The 18,119-nt window shown below is 72.2% G+C and carries 17 protein-coding genes and 1 pseudogene; 9 read left to right on the top strand and 9 right to left on the bottom strand.

What is annotated here, in order from left to right; all coding sequences use genetic code 11:
* The 4 genes and pseudogenes from E1264_RS11090 to hppD form a co-directional block, all read right to left on the bottom strand.
* Positions 1–846: pseudogene (locus E1264_RS11090) on the bottom strand (M1 family metallopeptidase); the annotation flags it as partial.
* 75 nt (positions 847–921) lie between these two features.
* On the bottom strand, positions 922–1,794 hold the full coding sequence (locus E1264_RS11085; protein WP_132172312.1) for an RDD family protein: 873 nt from the start codon (positions 1,792–1,794) through the stop codon (positions 922–924).
* 113 nt (positions 1,795–1,907) lie between these two features.
* Entirely contained in the window at positions 1,908–2,738 is an 831-nt protein-coding gene (locus E1264_RS11080; RefSeq protein ID WP_165964121.1) for an RDD family protein, read from the bottom strand.
* A gap of 135 nt (positions 2,739–2,873) precedes the next feature.
* Positions 2,874–3,965 (bottom strand): 4-hydroxyphenylpyruvate dioxygenase, encoded by a 1,092-nt coding sequence (gene hppD, locus E1264_RS11075; RefSeq protein ID WP_207935849.1) that lies wholly within the window; start codon positions 3,963–3,965, stop codon positions 2,874–2,876.
* A 158-nt stretch (positions 3,966–4,123) separates the two neighbouring features.
* Between hppD and E1264_RS11070 the strand changes: the two genes are divergently transcribed.
* Positions 4,124–4,711, top strand: coding sequence for an Lrp/AsnC family transcriptional regulator (locus E1264_RS11070; RefSeq protein WP_132172306.1), 588 nt, complete (start codon positions 4,124–4,126; stop codon positions 4,709–4,711).
* Positions 4,712–4,787: 76 nt separating this feature from the next.
* Here E1264_RS11070 and greA read toward each other — a convergent pair whose 3' ends face one another.
* Positions 4,788–5,288, bottom strand: a complete 501-nt coding sequence (gene greA, locus E1264_RS11065; protein ID WP_132172304.1) for a transcription elongation factor GreA — start codon at positions 5,286–5,288, stop codon at positions 4,788–4,790.
* A 209-nt stretch (positions 5,289–5,497) separates the two neighbouring features.
* A complete protein-coding gene (locus E1264_RS11060) occupies positions 5,498–5,902 on the bottom strand; it encodes a DUF4307 domain-containing protein (protein ID WP_132172302.1) in 405 nt (134 codons plus the stop codon).
* A gap of 220 nt (positions 5,903–6,122) precedes the next feature.
* Here E1264_RS11060 and mca point away from each other — a divergent pair, with 220 nt between their 5' ends.
* From mca to E1264_RS11040, 4 genes are all read left to right on the top strand, one after another.
* Positions 6,123–6,986: a mycothiol conjugate amidase Mca gene (gene mca, locus E1264_RS11055; RefSeq protein ID WP_132172320.1), complete on the top strand. Its 864-nt coding sequence runs from the start codon at positions 6,123–6,125 to the stop codon at positions 6,984–6,986.
* Positions 6,977–7,291 carry a hypothetical protein gene (locus tag E1264_RS11050; RefSeq protein WP_207935848.1) on the top strand — a complete coding sequence of 105 codons (315 nt, stop codon included), beginning with the start codon at positions 6,977–6,979 and terminating at the stop codon, positions 7,289–7,291. The genes mca and E1264_RS11050 overlap by 10 nt, the downstream gene beginning before the upstream one ends.
* Before the next feature lie 66 nt (positions 7,292–7,357).
* On the top strand, positions 7,358–8,620 hold the full coding sequence (locus tag E1264_RS11045) for a low temperature requirement protein A (protein ID WP_132172300.1): 1,263 nt from the start codon (positions 7,358–7,360) through the stop codon (positions 8,618–8,620).
* A gap of 41 nt (positions 8,621–8,661) precedes the next feature.
* The gene (locus E1264_RS11040) at positions 8,662–9,528 is read left to right on the top strand and encodes a tetratricopeptide repeat protein (RefSeq protein ID WP_132172298.1); all 867 of its coding nucleotides are present in this window, start codon (positions 8,662–8,664) and stop codon (positions 9,526–9,528) included.
* A gap of 2 nt (positions 9,529–9,530) precedes the next feature.
* Here the strand turns inward: E1264_RS11040 and E1264_RS11035 are convergent, their stop codons facing one another.
* Positions 9,531–10,007, bottom strand: a complete 477-nt coding sequence (locus E1264_RS11035) for a pyridoxamine 5'-phosphate oxidase family protein (protein ID WP_132172296.1) — start codon at positions 10,005–10,007, stop codon at positions 9,531–9,533.
* 75 nt (positions 10,008–10,082) lie between these two features.
* Here E1264_RS11035 and E1264_RS11030 point away from each other — a divergent pair, with 75 nt between their 5' ends.
* The 4 genes from E1264_RS11030 (at position 10,083) to E1264_RS11015 (ending at position 15,899) form a co-directional block, all read left to right on the top strand.
* On the top strand, positions 10,083–11,030 hold the full coding sequence (locus E1264_RS11030; protein ID WP_132172294.1) for a ribonuclease Z: 948 nt from the start codon (positions 10,083–10,085) through the stop codon (positions 11,028–11,030).
* Positions 11,031–11,060: 30 nt separating this feature from the next.
* Positions 11,061–12,428: an NAD(P)/FAD-dependent oxidoreductase gene (locus tag E1264_RS11025; RefSeq protein WP_132172292.1), complete on the top strand. Its 1,368-nt coding sequence runs from the start codon at positions 11,061–11,063 to the stop codon at positions 12,426–12,428.
* A gap of 62 nt (positions 12,429–12,490) precedes the next feature.
* The gene (locus E1264_RS11020; RefSeq protein WP_132172290.1) at positions 12,491–14,476 is read left to right on the top strand and encodes a thioredoxin domain-containing protein; all 1,986 of its coding nucleotides are present in this window, start codon (positions 12,491–12,493) and stop codon (positions 14,474–14,476) included.
* Between the two features lie 253 nt (positions 14,477–14,729).
* Positions 14,730–15,899 (top strand): C40 family peptidase, encoded by a 1,170-nt coding sequence (locus E1264_RS11015; protein WP_132172288.1) that lies wholly within the window; start codon positions 14,730–14,732, stop codon positions 15,897–15,899.
* Here the strand turns inward: E1264_RS11015 and E1264_RS11010 are convergent, their stop codons facing one another.
* Positions 15,900–16,538, bottom strand: coding sequence for a TetR family transcriptional regulator (locus E1264_RS11010; protein WP_207935847.1), 639 nt, complete (start codon positions 16,536–16,538; stop codon positions 15,900–15,902). It abuts the gene before it with no gap.
* Positions 16,519–18,057: an MFS transporter gene (locus tag E1264_RS11005; protein ID WP_243710862.1), complete on the bottom strand. Its 1,539-nt coding sequence runs from the start codon at positions 18,055–18,057 to the stop codon at positions 16,519–16,521. Before E1264_RS11005 ends, E1264_RS11010 begins: the two co-directional genes overlap by 20 nt.
* Between the last annotated feature and the right edge of the window lie 62 nt (positions 18,058–18,119).

The following is an 18,119-nucleotide window of genomic DNA, read 5'->3' as shown; positions in this document are numbered from 1 at the left end:
GCCCGGGGGCTCGGTGGGCGGGCCGCTCGGGAAGTCGGGCGGCACGCCGGGCAGGCTGGGCGGCGTGCCCGGCAGGCCGGGGTCGCCGGGCGCCCCGCCGGAGCTCGCCGGCGGCGTCTCCGGCTCGCCGTTGGCGATCGCGGTGAGGCCGGGCGGCACCGTGAGCTCGAAGTCGAACGTGGCCTTGTCGCTCGGATGGTCGTTGCTCGGGAACCAGGTGTGCGCGCCGCTCGGCTGGCACGCCACGAACACGCCGTCCGGGGTGCGGATCCAGCCGTAGGTGCCGAGCACCGGGTCCGACACCGGCTCCGGCGTCCCCGCGTACGCGACGACGGTGGTGAACTTCGCGCCCTTCTCCAGCGGCTTCGCGGGCGTGACCTCCAGCTCGCTCGCGTCGCGCTGCTGCCGCGCCGGGGCGCCGTTCACCGTGATCGACGACACCTCCAGGCCGGTCAGGTCGAGGTTGAACCGGGCGAGCCGCTCGGTCGCGACCGCGGTGATCGTCGCGGTGCCGTCCAGCTGCCGCGGCCCGTTCGGCGTGACCTTCAGCTTCAGCGCGTAGTGCTGGACGTCGTAGCCGCCGTTGCCGTTGCCCGGCACGTACTGGTCGCCCGCCGTCGCCGGTCCCGCCGGACCGGTCGCGGCCGGGACCGGCGGCGGACCGGTCTCGTCGTCGCCGTCCTCGAAGGGGGCGAGCTGGCAGGACGTGGTCAGCGACCCCGCGACGGCGAGCGCGGCCAGCCCCGCACCGCCGCGGATCAGCCGCCGCGTGTCACGGGACCGACCCGCGTTCCGAGACACGACGCGCGCGGCGGCGCGGCGAGAGCTGGGGGAGTTTCCGGCCATATGCACGTTGCCCAGCCTGCCCGTGCCGGGCCCTAACCGGCAACTCGGTCATGCGGCGCCGGCGGCGGGCAAGGGTCAGCGACGGGCGTAGGGGTTGGGTAGGTGCGGGTCGGCCTTGACGACGACGGTACGCGCGACCTTGCAGTGCAGGGCCTGCTTGCGCGGGTCCCAGAGGATCCACAGGACGTCGATCAAGCCGATGCACCCGCAGGCGCCGCCCAGCACGCTGTAGAACGCCGAACGTCCCACCGCCTGGCCGGTGGTGATCGCCTGCCGGTCGTGCTCGCGGACGACGCGGATCCGCAGCAGCATTTTGCCGAGCGTCTGCCCCCACTTGGCGTGCATCAGCCAGTAGTAAAGGAACCCGAGCACGATGCCGATCGCGTTCGCCGCCGTCTGCCCGCCGCTGTAGAACGAGTCACCCGGCTCCGGATCGAACACGCGGTCCCAGTCCACGAACGGGAGCGAGATCAGGCTCGACACGACCCCGACGAGGATGAGGTCCACGATGGCGGCGCCCAGCCGCGCCCACCGGCTCGCCAGCCCCTCGGCCGGATCCGCATAGCCGCCCATGCCGCCGCCATAGGCGGGCGCGGCCTCGTACCCCTGCTGCCCGTACGGCTGCTGGCCATAGGGCTGCTGCCCGTAGGGCTGTTGCTGGCCGTATGGGTCTTGCCCGGGCTGGGGCTGGCCGTAGGGCTGCTGGCCCCCGTACGGAGGCTGCTGCTGCTGTCCGTACGGCGGCTGCTGCCCGTACGGGGGTTGTTCCCCCTGCGGCGGTTGCTGGCCGTACGGTGGCTGCTGGCCCTGCGGAGGCTGTTGCCCGTAGGGAGGTTGCTGCCCGTAGGGCGGTCCGCCGTACGGGCCTGGGCGTTCGGGTTCCTGCCGCCCGGGCTGCCGGTCGTCCGGCTCTCCCCCGGACGCGGGGTCGTTCGGCGGTTGCGTCATGCCGTCAGGGTGGCCGTGCCGCCGCCGTCCAAACCTCGCCGCGTCCGGGGGCAGCGCAATGTTTGCCCGCGGATGATCGGTAAATGATCAAAGGGCCGCCCGGGCGGCGGCGCTCACTGCTTGGCGTACGGGTTCGGCACCCACGGCACCGCCTTCACCACCACCGTCCCGGCGACCTTGTCGTGGAGGGCCTGCCTGCGCGGGTCCCACAGGATCCACGCGGTGTCGAGCAGGCCGGCGAGCCCGAGGATGCCCGCGGCGGGCGTGAGCAGGTTGAGCGACGCCGTCGCGAGCGTGATCGCGTAGACGAAACCCTGCCGGCCCATGACCTGCCCCCAGCTCACCGCCGAATGGTCGGACGCCTTCACCAGCCGGATGCCGACCGCCTTCTTCCCGAGCGTCTGGCCCCATTTGGCGTGCAGGATCGTGTAGTACGCGAAGCCCACCAGGAACGCGATGGCGTAACCGGTCAGCAGCCTCGGGATGTTGTAGAGCTCCAGCGGGTCGACGATCGGCTCGCCGGACTCCATGGACTCCTCCATCTTGTCCCAGCGGATGGAGAACAGGACGGCGGGCATTGCCACGATGCTGAGGAGCAGGCCGTCCAGGATCCCCGCGCCGAGGCGCGCGCCGCGTCCCGCCAGCATGTCGTGCGGGCCTCCGCCGTACCCGGGGGGCGGCTGACCGGGAGGGCCATAGGCGGGCTGCGGCGGCGCGCCGGGGACGGGCGGGGCATGACCGGGCCCGACCGGCGGCGCTGGAGGGATCTGGCCGGGCTGGGCGCCGTACGTCCCCTGGTACGGCGGCGGACGCTCGCCGGTGCCCTCCGCGGCGGGGGTTTCCTTGTTCATGGGGACGCCGGTGTCGGGCGCGTCGCCGACCTGCGGTTCAGGGGGCTCCCTGTCGCCGCCCGCGGGCCGGGGGTTCTCAGGCGGTTCACTCATGGCCCACAGTGTGCCGGTAAACACAGCCTGCCGGTGAACAGGCCGATGCACAGGCGTCTGTACAGGCGTCATATGGCCACCGGCCCTGGACGCGCCCACGTCCAGAGCCGGTGACCCCCCGAGCGGTGGTTGGTCTCAGAGGTTGCCGCGGAGCTCCTGCTCGCGCTCGATCGCCTCGAACAGCGCCTTGAAGTTGCCCTTGCCGAAGCCGAGCGAGCCGTGCCGCTCGATCAGCTCGAAGAACACCGTCGGCCGGTCCTGGACGGGCTTGGTGAAAATCTGCAGCAGGTAGCCGTCCTCGTCCCGGTCGACCAGGATGCGGCGCTTCTGCAGCTCCTCGATCGGGACCCGCACCTGGCCGATGCGCTCGCGCAGCTCGGGGTCCTCGTAGTAGGAGTCGGGGCTGGCCAGGAACTCCACGCCCGCGGCCCGCATCCGGTCGACGGACGCGAGGATGTCGTTGGTGGCGAGCGCGATGTGCTGCACGCCGGGCCCGCCGTAGAACTCCAGGTACTCGTCGATCTGCGACTTGCGCTTGCTCTCCGCGGGCTCGTTCAGCGGGAACTTCACCTTGCGGGTGCCGTCCGCGACGACCTTGGACATCAGCGCCGAGTACTCGGTCGCGATGTCGTCGCCGACGAACTCCGCCATGTCGGTGAAGCCCATGACCCGGTGGTAGTAGTCGGCCCACTCGTTCATGCGCTCGACGTTGCCGACGCAGTGGTCGATCGCCTGGAAGAACCGCTTCTCCGGCGGCGCGACGATCGGGTCGGCGGCGACGAACCCCGGCAGGTACGGACCGGCGTAGTTTGACCGGTCGACCAGCGAGTGCCGCGTCTCGCCGTACGTGGCGATCGCCGCGATCGTCACCTTGCCGAAGTCGTCCTCCAGGACGTGCGGCTCCTCCAGGCCCGTCGCGCCCTTCGCGACCGCGTGCCGGTAGGCGGCGTGCACGTCGGGGACCTCGATCGCGAGGTCGACCACGCCGTCGCCGTGCGCGGCGATGTGCCGGCCGATCTCGGTGCCCGCCTTGACCGGACCGCGGAACACGAACCGGGCGTTGCCGGACTCCAGCACGTGCACGGCCTCGTCGGGGCTGCCGTTCTCCGGGCCGCGGTAGGCGACCCTGCGCATGCCGAACGCGGTCGAGTAGTAGTGCGCCGCCTGCTTTGCGTTGCCGACGGCGAAGACGACGGCGTCCATGCCTTTGACCGGAAACTCATCCATACCACCCAATCTCGACATGCGCCTACAAGGTGCGCAAGAGTGGATTGAATCGCTGGACAATCTGTACAGTCGAACCGGGAGACCGTCGGGCGGTCTGTACATCATGACCATGAGCGGGAGCGAGTTGGAACCGGCGGCGGTGAGCGGGAGGCGGCGGCGTGGCCATCGATGACCTGGACGGACGCCTGATCGAGCTGTTCACGACCGAGCCCCGCATCGGCGTGCTGGAGGCGTCCAGGCGGCTCAAGGTCGCGCGCGGGACCGTCCAGGCGCGGCTCGACCGGCTGGCCCGCGACGGCGTCATCGCGGGCTTCGGCCCGGAGATCGACGCGGCGGCGCTCGGCTACGGCGTCACGGCGTTCGTGACGCTGCAGCTGCGGCAGGCGGGCGGGCACGACCCGGTGGCGGCGCGGCTCGCGCAGGTGCCGGAGGTGATCGAGGCGCACACGATCACCGGCCCCGGCGACATGCTGTGCCGGGTCGTGGCGCGCAGCAACACCGACCTGCAGCGCGTCATCGACGTGATCGTGGACGTGGCGGGCGTCGAACGGGCGTCCTCGGTGATCTCGCTGGCCACCCAGGTCCCGTACCGCACGCTTCCGCTCGTCCGCGCGGCGTCGTCACGGAGGAACGCGGCGTCCACCCGGAAGGGCACGGCCCCCGGCCGCGACGCCGAGACCCGGCGCGAGGGCCCGGGCCGCCGCGAGGGCTCGGGCCGCCGCGAGGGCTCCGCGGAGACGTGGTGAGGCCGGGCGTCTCGGTGGAGATCGCCCGGCCTCATCGGTCACACGCCGCGTGGGAGCTCGTGAAGGCGCGCGGGGGTCAGCCGGCGCCGTAGGGGGTCGCGTCGAGGATCTCGACGGTCATGCCGCGGCCGTTCGGCAGGGTGTAGGTGGCCTTGTCGCCGACCTTCTTGCCGTTGATGGCGGCGCCGAGCGGCGACTTGGGGGAGTACACGTCGATAGGGGCGCCGACCTCCTCGCGGGAGGCGAGCAGGAACGTGACCTCCTCGTCGTCGCCCTCGAAGGAGACCGTGACGGTCATGCCCGGGCCGACGACGCCCTCCGTGCGGGGCGCCTCCCCGACGCGGGCGTTCTCCAGGATGCCCTGGAGCTGGAGGATGCGGCCCTCGATCTTGCCCTGTTCCTCCTTGGCCGCGTGGTAGCCGCCGTTCTCGCGCAGGTCGCCTTCCTCCCGCGCCGCCTCGATCTTCTGCGCGATCTCGATGCGGCCCGGGCCCGACAGGTGCTCAAGTTCGTTCTTGAGCCGGTCGTACGCCTCCTGGGTCAGCCAGGTGACGTTGTCAGCGCGGGTCTCGGTCACGGGTACTCCTCATCCACATGTTGCGATCTCGCCCGCCCGCCGTGGAGCGGGTGTCACATCGACATGAAGTGCGGCCAGGTGAAACCTCTAGCCTATCCGGTGTGTTCGAGTAAAGGTTCCCTGAACACGGTGCCTGCAATCCGCCAATCGTGTTTCGTCCTTTACCGGGTGTAGGGGCGTCCCGGCGGGGACGAAAGAGGTCCGGGCCGTCAGACGGCCCGGCAACCGTGGATCCTCGCCCCGGTGGCCCGGCGCGGGGTCTGGAGCGTCGCCGTCCCGTCCACGCTGGACGTTCCGGCGGGCACGGTGACCTCCTGCTCGGCGAGCACCGCGAACTTCTCGTCGAAGGCGTCGACGGTGCACCGCACCTCGTCGCCCTTCCCCTTGGCCACCGAATAGTTGATCTCGACGCCGGTGTCGGCGATGTCATAGGTGACCGTCTGCGCGACGATGCCCGGCGTCTGCCCAGCGTAGGCGGCGATGATCCCGAAGCCGCCCGCCGCCAGCGCCGTCACGACGCCGATGACGACCAGCCCGGCGCGTCCGCGCCGCGTCCCGGCCGGGCCCGGCCCGGAGTCGTCGGACGCCGCTGGTTTCGACAGGCTCGTCGTCATGGCGGGGAATCTCCGTGCGGTGGGCGGACGTTGTCAGGGACAATTCTCGTCTGTCATCGCGCGTGCCTCGAACCGGGGTCCGCTCATCACGGTCCGAACAGGAGATCCCCACGTGTCCGAGGTCATCGATACGGCGGTCAACGACGATACGCCGGCCGTCGACGGCGGTACGGCGGCCGGTGGTGGAACGGCGGCCGGCGGCGAGGAGCCGCTGCGCCTCATGGCGGTGCACGCCCACCCCGACGACGAGTCCAGCAAGGGCGCGGCGACGATGGCGAAGTACGTCGCCGAGGGCGTCGAGGTCCTGGTCGTCACCTGCACGGGCGGCGAGCGCGGCGACATCCTCAACCCGGCGATGGACCGTCCCGAGATCAAGGCCGACATCGGCAAGGTCCGCGAGGCGGAGATGGCGCGGGCCCGGGAGATCCTCGGCGTCGAGCAGCGCTGGCTCGGCTTCGTCGACTCCGGCTTCCCCGAGGGCGACCCGCTGCCGCCGCTGCCGGACGGCTGCTTCGCGCTCGAACCGCTGGAGAAGGCGTCCGAGCCGCTGGTGCGCGCCGTCCGCGACTTCAAGCCGCACGTGATGCTGACCTACGACGAGAAGGGCGGCTACCCGCATCCCGACCACGTGAAGTGCCACGAGGTGTCGGTGGAGGCGTTCGAGGCGGCGGGCGACCCGGAGCGCTACCCGGGCACCGGCGAGCCGTGGCAGCCGCTCAAGCTCTACTACCACATGACCTTCAACAAGGAGCGGATCCTCGCCCTGCACCACGCGATGGAGACCGCCGGCCTGGAGTCGCCCTACGCCGAATGGCTGGACGCCTTCGAGGAAAAGAAGGAGAAGCGCGCGAACTGGGACGTGACGACGCGCGTCCCCTGCGCCGACCACTTCGAGACCAGGGACCAGGCCCTCCTCGCCCACGCCACCCAGATCGACCCCAACGGGTTCTGGTTCGTCGTCCCGATCGACGTCCAGCGCGAGGCATGGCCGACCGAGGACTACCATTTGGCCAGGTCCCTGGTCGACACCGAGCTGCCGGAGGACGACCTGTTCGCCGGCATCCGGGAGAGGGTGTGTCTGTAGTGCCCCTGCTCGCCGAAGCGCCCGCGCTCGCCGACGTCCCGCTGAACGACGACACCGTCAGCCCCGGCGTCCTGGGCCTCGCCGTCTTCGTCGCGCTGCTCGTCGCGACGGTGCTCCTGCTCCGCTCGATGACCAAGCAGTTGAAGAAGATCCAGGCGCCGCGGGAAGCGGACCTGAAGCAGCAGGAGTGGGAGCGCGCCGAGGCCGAGAAGGCGGCGGAAAAGGCGGCGAGCACCGCCGCCACCGGTGACGCCGCTAAGATCGACAAGGCCGCGACGGCGCCGGCGGACGACGACGAATCCTGACGCTCCGACCCCGCACGCCCCCCGGCTGACACAACGGCAGCACGCCTGACAGAAGCGGGGGCGCCCATGGCGGACGCGGCGCATCTTCCAGAGGACCTCACCGCGCCCGGGCCGGACCGCCCGCACCGGGTGACCGCGCTCCTGCGCGAGCGCGGCGAGCAGGGCGCGCGGGTCACCTTCTTCGAGCTTTTCTTCGACCTCGTCTTCGTCTTCGCGATCACCCAGCTGTCGCACCTGCTGCTGGAGCACCTCACGCTGCGCGGGGCCGCCGAGACGCTGCTGCTCCTGCTGGCGGTCTGGTGGGCGTGGATGTACACGTCCTGGATGACGAACTGGTTCAGCCCCGACCATCCCGCCGTCCGGCTGGTGCTGGTCGGCGTGATGATCGCCGGGTTGTTCATGGCGGCGATGCTGCCCGGCGCGTTCGGCGACAAGGCGATGTGGTTCGCCGCCGCCTACGTCACGATCCAGGTCGGCCGCACCCTGTTCGCCGTCGTCTGCACCCGGGGGCACGAACTGGGCGCGGGCTTCCAGCGGATCCTGTTCTGGCACGCCGTCCCCGGCGTGCTGTGGATCGCCGGCGCCCTCGTCGACGGCCATGACGCCCGCGCCGGGCTGTGGCTGCTGGCCGTCGCCCTGGAGTGCCTCGCGCCGTGGCACGGCTACGCGACACCGCTGCTCGGCCGGGCCAGCACCACCGAGTGGACGATCGACGGCGCCCACATGGCCGAGCGCTGCCAGCTGTTCGTCATCATCGCGCTCGGCGAGACGGTGCTGGTCACCGGCGCGACGTTCGGCGACCACACGCCGACGGCGGCGGTCACGGCCGGGCTCGTGTCGGCGTTCGTCGGCACCGTCGCGCTGTGGTGGATCTACTTCGACCACACCGCGGAGGCCGCCGCCGAGCGGATCGCGTCGTCCGCCGACCCCGGGCGGCTCGGACGGTCCGCCTACACCTTCGTCCACATCGTCATGGTCGCGGGCATCGTCGTCAGCGCGGTCGCGGACGAGCAGGTGCTGGCGCACCCGGACGGGCACGTGAGCACCGCGTTCGCCGTCGTCGCGCTCGGCGGCCCGGCCCTGTTCGTCGCCGGGCACGCGCTGTTCAAGCGGGCCGTCTTCGGCGGGTTCACGCGCGCCCGGGCGACCGCGCTCCTCGCCCTCGCCGCGCTCGCGGTACCGGCCTTCGCGCTCGACGCGCTCACGCCGCTGGCCCTGCACATCTGCGCCGCCGTCGTGGTCGTGGTGCTGGCGCTGTGGGACGTCCGCGCCAACCGGCTGGAGCTCCGCGAGCGGGCGCCGCTGCCGGGGCCGCTGAAGGCCGGCTGACGGCCGGTTGGACCCGGGCGCGTCCGGGGAGGACCCTCGACGTGCGCGCGAACTTCGAGGACGCCTACCGGGACCTCGCCCCGGCGGCGGCCCGGCTGTTCAGGCTGCTGGGCCTGCATCCCGCCGACGACATCGGCCTCGCGGCGGCGGCCGCGCTGGCGGACGTCCCCGAACCCGAGGCCCGCGAGCTGCTGGAGGCGCTGACCGCCCGGGAGCTCGCCGCCGCGTCCGGCGAAGGCCGGTTCACCCTCCCGGGACCGCTGCGCGGCTACGCCCGCGAGCTGGCGGAACGCGAGGAGACCGCGGCGGAACGGGACGCCGCGCTCCGCCGCGCCCTCGACCACTACCTCGCCGCCACGGCCACCGGCGGCCGGGACGCCACGGCCGGCGAAGGGGAACTGGAGGCCGGCGGGCTGGCGCTGCTGGAGCGGGAACGCTGGGCGGAGGCGGCCGAGACCCTCCAGGACGGCCTGCGCCGCGCCGAAGCCGGCGGCGACCCGCACGCGATCCTGATGGCCCGCCACAACCTCGCCCGCGCCCTGGCCATGACCGGCGACCTCGACCGCGCCATCGACCTGCTCGGCCCCCTCCCGGACGAGTTCGCCGCCCTCCCCGAACCCGACGACTACAACCGGGCCCGCGCGCTGGCGAGCCTCGGCGAGGCGTACCTGCGCGCCCGCCGCCCCGTCGCGGCCACCAACTTCTTCGGCCAGGCCCTGGAGATCATGCGGAGGCAGGGCGCCGTCGACCAGCAGGCCGCCATGTTCGTCCACATCGCCGACGCCGCCCGCCAGCGCGGCGACCACGCCGCCGAGGCCGCCGCACTGGACCGCGCCGTCGAACTGTACGACTCGATCGAGAGCCCGAAGTCGGCCGCGGTCGCCCGCCGCCGCGCGGCCTTGGAGTGAGGTCAGAGCTTGCCGTGGTCCCAGCTGACGACGCGGTCGGGTTCCATGACGACGAGAACGCGCTTGGCGATCGCCTGCTCGATGCCCGCCGCGACGACCGGGTCGATCGGCTCGCCGATCTCCGGCACGGGCAGCCCCGCCATCCGGGACCCGACCACCATGCCGACCCTCGAGCGCGGCTCCGGGTCCTCGATGACCAGACCCCGGCCGTAGAGGGCGACGCCGCGCAGCTCGCCGTACTCCACCCCGTCCTCGACCAGGCACGTCATGGTCGGGTCGCGGCGCAGGTTCAGCACCTTCTGCGACGCCCGGTACGTGGTGAACGCGATCCTGCCGTCGAGCAGCGCGTAGAACATCGTCACGAGGTGCGGCGCCCCGTCCCGGCCGACCGTGGCGACCTGGACCCTGAAGTTCGCGGCGAGATAGGACGCCACCTCCTCCGGCGCCATCCGGATCTTCTCGCGCTTCCCACCGGCCACGGGGCACCTCCCGCTCGACGACGCGCCCAGCATAACCAAGCGCTTACCCGGGCCCCGGGGCGGCACCATGGGGGGATGCGCGATCTGATCGTCCTGGGCTCGGCCAGCGCGGTGCCCACCAAGGCCCGCAACCACAACGGGTACCTGCTGCGCTGGGACGGCCACGGCCTGCTGTTCGACCCGGGCGAGGGCACGCAGCGGCAGATGGCGCACGCCGGGGTCGCCGCGAACGACGTGACCTGGATCTGCGTGACCCACTTCCACGGCGACCACTGCCTCGGCGTCCCGGGGATCGTCCAGCGCATCGCCCGCGACGGCGTCGAGCACCCGGTGGACGCGGCGTTCCCCGCCAGCGGCGCGCAGTACTGGGAGCGGCTGCGCCACGCGGCCGCCTTCCGCGACACCGACGTCATCCGCGAACACCCCGTCTCGGGCGACCGGATGACCCTCGACACCGGCGACGCCCCCTTCGGCCTGACCGCGCGGCGCCTGTCCCACCCGGTGGAGGCGTACGGGTACCGGCTGGAGGAGCCGGACGGCGTGACGATGCTGCCCGGCGAACTCGCCGCCCGGGGAGTGCGCGGCCCGCTGGTCCGGCGCCTTCAAGAAGAGGGCCGCGTCACAACCCCGGACGGCCAGACGGTCACACTCGAAGAGTGCAGCGTCCACCGACCAGGCCAGAAGGTCGCCTTCATCATGGACACCCGCCTATGCGAAACCGTCACCGAACTGGCCCACGGCGTGGACCTCCTGATCATCGAATCCACATTCCTCCACCAGGACGCCGCCCTGGCCACCGAGTACGGCCACCTCACAGCGGCACAGGCGGCCAAAGTCGCCGCAGAAGCAAGCGCCGGGCACCTCGTCCTGACCCACTTCTCCGAGCGGTACCGCGTCGAGGACGAGCACCTTTTCCTGGACGAGGCGTCCGCCCATTTCACCGGCGACATCACCCTCGTCCACGACCTGGACCGGATCCCGCTGCCGTCCCGCCGCCGCAGCAAATCGAACGCGACCGCCTAACCGGACGCGATCTTGGGCAGGAGTCCAGGCATGGCTGAAGAAGTGGATGTCGTGGTGATCGGTCTCGGCCCCGGCGGCGAGGACGCCGCCGGACGGCTCGCCGAGGCGGGCCTGTCCGTCGTCGCGGTGGAGTCGCGGCTGGTCGGCGGCGAATGCCCGTACTACGCCTGCGTGCCCACCAAGATGATGGTGCGCGCCGCCGGGCTCCTCGCGGACGGCGGCCGCGTCCCCGGGATGGCGGGCGAGGCCGACGTCCGGCCCGACTGGGCGCCGGTCGCGGCCCGGATCCGCGACGAGGCGACCGACGGGTGGGACGACAAGACCGCCGCCGACCGCCTCACCGGCAAGGGCGCCACGCTGGTCCGCGGTGAGGGGCGCATCACGGCCCCCCGCGAAGTGACGGTGAACGACCGCGTGTTCCGCGCCCGCCGCGGAATCGTCCTCAACACCGGCACCTCGCCCACCGCCCCGCCCATCGACGGCCTGGACGGCACCCCGTACTGGACGAACCGCGAGGCCGTCCAGATCACCGAGGTCCCCGCGTCGCTCATCGTGCTCGGCGGCGGCGTCGTCGGCGCCGAGCTGGCGCAGGTCTTCTCCCGGTTCGACGCCCGCGTCACGGTCGTCGAGGCCGCCGACCGCCTCCTCCTCAACGAGGAACCGGAGACCAGCGCGCTGATCCGCGACGCCTTCGAGCGCGAGGGCATCGGCGTCCGCACCGGCGTGGACGTCACCGCCGTCACGCACGAGAACGACGAGTTCACCATGCACCTCGGCGACGAGAGCATCACCGCCGACCGCCTCCTCGTCGCGACCGGCCGCCGCCCCAACCTGAAGGGCCTCGGCCTGGAACACGTCGGCCTGGACGAGAACGCCCGCAACGTCCCGGTGGACGGCCACCTCCGCGCCGCCGACGGCGTCTGGGCGATCGGCGACATCACGGGCATGGGCGCGTTCACGCACGTCTCCATGTACCAGGCGGCCATCGCCGTCCGCGACATCCTCGGCGAGGAGGGCTCGCCCGCCGCCTACCGCGCCGTGCCCCGCGTGACGTTCACCGACCCCGAGATCGCCTCCGTCGGCCTCACCGAGGCCCAGGCGCGCGACCAGAACCTGCCCGTCCGCACCGGCACGTCCCAGATCCCCGACTCGTCCCGGGGCTGGATCCACAAGGCCGGCAACGACGGCTTCATCAAGCTCGTCGAGAGCACCGAATGGGGCACCCTGGTCGGCGCCACGGCCGCGGGCCCGTCCGGCGGCGAGATCCTCGGTTTCCTGTCCGTCGCCGTCCACACCGAGACCCCCACCGCCGTCCTCCGCGAAATGATGTACGCCTACCCCACCTTCCACCGCGCCATAGAACCCGCCCTCACAGACCTGGCCGGCCGTTCCGCGTGAGATAGGCGCGCCGGTCCGGGCGAGGGCGTGAGGGGGCGGCCGGATCGGGCAGGATCGGTGGCATGAACCGGCTCGAGCATGCGACAAGCCCGTACCTGCTGCAGCACGCGGGCAACCCGGTCGACTGGTGGGAGTGGGGCGACGAGGCGCTCGCCGAGGCGCGGCGGCGAGATGTCCCTGTTCTCCTCTCTGTCGGATATGCGGCTTGTCATTGGTGTCATGTGATGGCGCATGAGTCGTTCGAGGACGGCGAGACGGCGCGGATCATGAACGAGCTGTTCGTGAACATCAAGGTGGACCGGGAGGAACGGCCGGACATCGACGCCGTCTACATGGAGGCGACCCAGGCCATGACGGGCCAGGGCGGGTGGCCGATGACGGTGTTCATGACCCCGGACGGGCATCCGTTCTACTGCGGGACGTATTTCCCGCGTGCGCAGTTCCGGGCGTTGCTGCAGGCCGTCCACAAGGCGTGGACGGAGCAGCGCGACGAGGTGGTGGGGCAGGGGCGGCAGGTCGTCGACGCGCTCACCTCGCGCGGGACGGGGCTCGCGGGGACGGAGGCGCCGGGCGAGGAGATGCTCGCGCACGCGGTGAAGGTGCTGGCCGCGTCGTACGACGCGGCGCGCGGTGGGTTCGGGGGCGCGCCGAAGTTCCCGCCGTCGATGGCGCTGGAGTTCCTGCTGCGGCACCACGCGCGGACGGGCGACGACGAAGCGCTCGCGATGGCCGCGCACACCATGGAGGCGATGGCGCGGGGCGGGATGTACGACCAGCTCGGCGGCGGGTTCGCCCGGTACTCGGTGGACGCGGGCTGGGTCGTGCCGCACTTCGAGAAGATGCTCTACGACAACGCGTTGCTGGCGCGGGTGTACGCGCACTGGTGGCGGCTGACCGGGACGCCGTTCGCGCGGCGGGTGGCGCTGGAGACGTGCGACTGGATGCTCCGCGACCTCCGGACGGACGAAGGCGGTCTCGCGTCGGCGTTGGACGCCGACAGTGAGGGCGTCGAAGGCAAGTACTACGTCTGGACGCCCGCGCAACTGCGCGAGGTGCTCGGGGATGAGGACGGCGCGTTCGCGGAGAGCCTGTTCGAGGTGACCGGGACGTTCGAGCATGGGACGTCGGTTCTGCAACTTCTTAGTGATCCCGATGACGTCGAACGGTACGAGCGTGTGCGGACGACGTTGCTGGCGGCGCGCGCGCACAGGATTCCGCCCGCGCGGGACGACAAGGTCGTGGCGGCGTGGAACGGCCTCGCGATCGCGGCGCTGGCGGAGTGCGGGGCGCTGTTCGACCGTCCGGACCTCGTCCGGGCGGCCGAGGAGGTGGCGCGGCTGCTGGTCGAGGTGCATCTGCGTGAGGGACGCCTGGCGCGGACGTCGCGGGGCGGGGTCGCGGGAGCGAACGCCGGTGTGCTGGAGGACTACGCGGACGTCGCCGAAGGGCTGCTCGCCCTGCACGGCGTCACGGGAGATCCGCGGCATGTGCGGCTGGCCGGTGAGCTGCTGAACACCGTCCTGGAGCGGTTCGGGGACGGGTCCGGCGGGTTCTACGACACCGCCGACGACGCGGAGCGGCTCTTCCGGCGCCCGCAGGACCCGACCGACAACGCGGTGCCCTCCGGGCAGTTCGCCGCGGCGGGCGCGCTGCTGTCGTTCGCGGCGCTGACCGCGTCGGACTGGCACCGGCAGTCCGCGGAGGCGGCGCTCGCCCCGGCCGGGACGCTCGCCGACAAGCACGCGCGGTTCGCCGGCTGGGGCCTGGCCGTGGCGGAGGCGCGGGCGTCGGGGCCGGTGGAGATCGCGGTGATCGGCGATCCGGACGACGAGCGCACCCGTGTCCTGCACCAGACCGCGCTGATGGCGGTCGCGCCGGGCGCGGTGGTGAGCGTGGGGCCGCCGGACGCGGAGGGCGTCCCGCTGCTGGAGGGGCGCGGCCTGGTGGACGGCGTCCCGTCCGCGTACGTGTGCCGCGGGTTCGTCTGCCGGCGGCCGGTGACGTCCGCGGCGGAGCTGACGCGAGAACTGCTCGGGTCTTCCGGGTGACGTGCGACATTGGACGATTCGTCCATTTTGTGGCAGCGTGACCTTGATCTCGTACCCGCTTGGTGTTACCACTGGGTAGCAGGGGCGAGGCTGACCCAACGGGGCCGTCCGGACGAGGGTGGCCGCCGGGAGCGCCGGGTATCTCGACGGTGGCCGGACGGAACCGGGGTCCACCGCGAACTTAACAACACGGTGCGACGTTAGAACACGGTGTGACGTCCGCAACGGGGCCGACCTTTCGAGGAGTGTGGCAGTGGGAAAGCCGAACCGCCGGGCCCTTCCGACGATCATCGGCGTTTCAGTGCTGACGACCCTTGGCGCCAATGTCGCCGTCCTGGTCGCGCGCGGTGACGACGGTCCCGCGTCGACCCGGGGCACCGAGCGGTTCGGCCGGTTCGTGGCCGCGTCCGACCGCACCGGCCTGTCGCCCGGCGCCGTCGCGCCGCAGGGCACCCGGCTCACCCCGCACGTCCTGGTCGCCGCGCCGTCCACCCTTCCGCCCGAGCTGGTCGCTAAGGTGCGCGGCGCAAAGAACGTGAAGGGCGTCGAAGTCGTGGACGCCGTGCAGGGCATGGTCGCGGGCAAGCGGGTCGGGCTGATGGGCGTCGACCCGTCCACGTTCCGCAACTACACGCCGAAGCCCACCGCCAGGTCGGACGCGCTGTGGCGGAACGTGGCGGCCGGTGACGTCGCGATCTCCTTCACGATGGGCAACGACGGCGGCGTGGCGCTCGGCAGCCAGGTGCCCGTGGGGGGCAGGACGAACCAGTCGCCGCTGCGCGTGGGCGCGTACGCGACGATGGGCATCGGCGACGTGGACGCGGTCGTCTCGCGCACCACCGCGCAGGCCCTCGGCATGCCGTCCGGCAACGCGATGCTGATCAGCGTGCCGAAGACCGAGCCGAAGACGTTCATCAAGAAGCTCCGCAAGGTGCTGCCGAAGGGCGCGAAGGCCGTCGCCGTCAATCCGGAGATCGAGCCCGCGGCGCCGGGCAACGTCCCCAACGGGCAGGTCATGACGGCGCGGCAGGTCCGGACGGTGATCCAGGCCGCGCACACCCGGCTCGGCTGGCCGTACGTGTGGGGCGGCGAGTCCGAGCAGGAGGGCGGCTACGACTGCTCGGGCCTCATGCAGTACGCGTTCGCCAAGGCGGGCATCAGGCTCCCGCGCGTCGCGGCCGACCAGGCGCGCGTCGGCTGGGTCGTCCCGTACAGCAAGGCCCAGCCCGGCGACATGCTCATCTGGGCCAACGACCCGACCGCGCCCGGCTACATCTCCCACATCGCGCTCTACCTCGGGAAGGGCAAGATGCTGGCCGCCCCGAGGCGCGGCACGGTGGTGCAGGTGCAGGACGTCTACACCCGCAACATGCGCGGCGCCGTCCGGGTCAGCCCCAAGATCGCCAACAGCCTCGCGCGTTAGCTACAAGGGGCAGCCGCGGCCGAGGAACTCCAGGTTCCGGTCGATGAGCTCGGCCAGGTCGAGCTCCTCCGGGCTCTCCAGCCACCGGTAGAGCGCGGCTTGCAGGACGCCCAGCACCGCCCAGCTGAACGTCTCGACCTCCTGGTCGTCACCGCGCCGGCCGGTCCGTTCGGCGACGAGCTCGGACAGGACGGCGCGGGTGCCCACCCGCATCGTCTCGGCCATGCGCCCGCGCAGGGCGGGGACCTCGGCCATGAGCCGCAGGCGCGTCCGGGTGGCCGGCAGGTCGGCCGCCTGCATCTGCGTCATGATCTCGCGGATCACGGCACGGAACGCCTCCAGCGGGGGCGTCTCCGGCGGCTGCTCGCGGAACATCTCGGCGATGAGCGGGTCGTACTCGTCGGTGAGGACGACGTCCTCCTTGGTGGGGAAGTAGCGGAAGAACGTGCTCGGCGAGATCTCCGCCGCGGCCGCGATCTGCTCCACCGTCGTCCCGTCGTACCCCTGCTCGGTGAAGAGCCGGAGGGCGTGGTCCTGGATGGCCCTCCGGGTCCTCAGCTTCTTGCGCTCGCGCAGCGGAAGCCGGGCGAGCCGGTCCTCCAGCCGGTCGATCGCATGCTCAGGGTGCGACGTGCTCATGGTCCGATTCTGTGTCATCGGCGGTGGGCCCCGCATCTCCGGGGACGCGTCCGGGCTGGAAGAGCCACAGCAGGACGGCGACGGCGAGCGCGGCGGCCCCGCAGGCGCCGAGCACCGCGGCCATGCCGTGGACGTAGGCGTCCCGCGCGGAGGCGAGCAGCCCGCCGTCCCCGAGCCGCTCCGCGACCGCGACGGCGCCGCCGACCGAGTCGCGGGCGGCGTCCGCCGCGTCCGGGGGCAGGCCGCCGGTGCCGACGCGGTCGCGGTAGATCGCCGCCAGCAGGCTGCCGAGGCCCGCGACGCCGAGCGTCCCGCCGGTCTGGCGCAGCGTCTGGACGAGCCCGGAGCCGCGTCCGGCCTGGCCGGCGGGGAGCGTGGCGAGGACCGCGTCCATCGCCGGGACCATCGTGAGGCCGCTGCCGAGCCCGACCACGACCAGCCACCCGACGGTCTGGGCGTAGCCGTCGCCGGTGCCCGTGAGCGCCCCCCAGCCGCATCCGGCCGCCAGCACCAGCAGGCCCAGCACGATGACGGGCTTGTGCCCGAGGCGGGGCGTCGCGCGGTCGGTGGCGAGAGCGCCGCCCATGAGCCCGAGCAGCATCGGGATGAGCTTCAGCCCGGTGTCGAAGACGCCGTTGCCCTGGACGGCCTCCAGGTACTGCGGCACGACGAACAGCACGCCCGCCAGTATCAGGTTCGCCGTGACGGCGGCGACCATCGCCCACATGAACCGGGCGTCCCGGAACAGCGCCGTGGGCAGCATGGGGTGGGCGGTCCGCCGCTCCCAGAGCGCGAAGCCCGCCAGCAGGACGGCCGCGAGCGCGAACGAGCCGAGCACGACCGCGTCGCCCCAGCCGCGCACCGGGGCCTCGATGACCCCGTACACGAGCGCGACGATCCCGCCCATGGACAGCAGCGCGCCGAACCCGTCGACGCGGGGCGCGGACGGGTCCCGCGTCTCGGGCAGCAGCAGCGCCACCGCGAGGCCGGCCGCGACCACGACCGGCACGTTGATCAGGAAGATCGAGCCCCACCAGAAGTTCTCCAGCAGCCAGCCGCCGAGCAGCGGGCCGAGCGGGAGCCCGAGCGCGGTGGACGCCGACCAGATGGCGACGGCCCTGGTCCGCTCCTCCGGCGGGAAGATCGCCGGGATCATGGACATGGACAGCGGCGTCACGATCGCGGCGCCGAGCCCCATGAGCGCGCGGGCCGCGATGACGCCGCCGGTGCCGTCCGCGAACGCGCCGAGGAGGGACGCGGCGCCGAAGATCCCGAGCCCGGTGATCAGCAGCCATTTGCGGCCGAACCGGTCGCCGAGCAGCCCGGCCGGGAGCAGCAGCGCCCCGAAGACGAGCAGGTAGGAGTCGACGATCCACTGCAGCTCGCCGGTGCTCGCGCGCAGCTCCTCCGACAGCGTGGTCAGCGCCACGTTGAGGATCGTCATGTCGAACCCGAGCACCAGCATGCTGAGCGCCAGCGCCGCCAGCCCGAACCAGCGCCGACCGTACCCCACCTTCATGGCGGTCACCCCCATTTGAAGTGAACTATGAAATGAGAGTAACTCTCAAAAGGTGGTGGATG

Origin of the sequence: Actinomadura sp. KC216, from assembly GCF_004348535.1 — a bacterium.
In the GTDB taxonomy this organism is placed as follows: Bacteria; Actinomycetota; Actinomycetes; order Streptosporangiales; family Streptosporangiaceae; genus Spirillospora.
The sequence above is the reverse complement of the archived record's forward strand: the minus strand, read 5'-3'. Positions and strand labels throughout refer to the sequence as shown.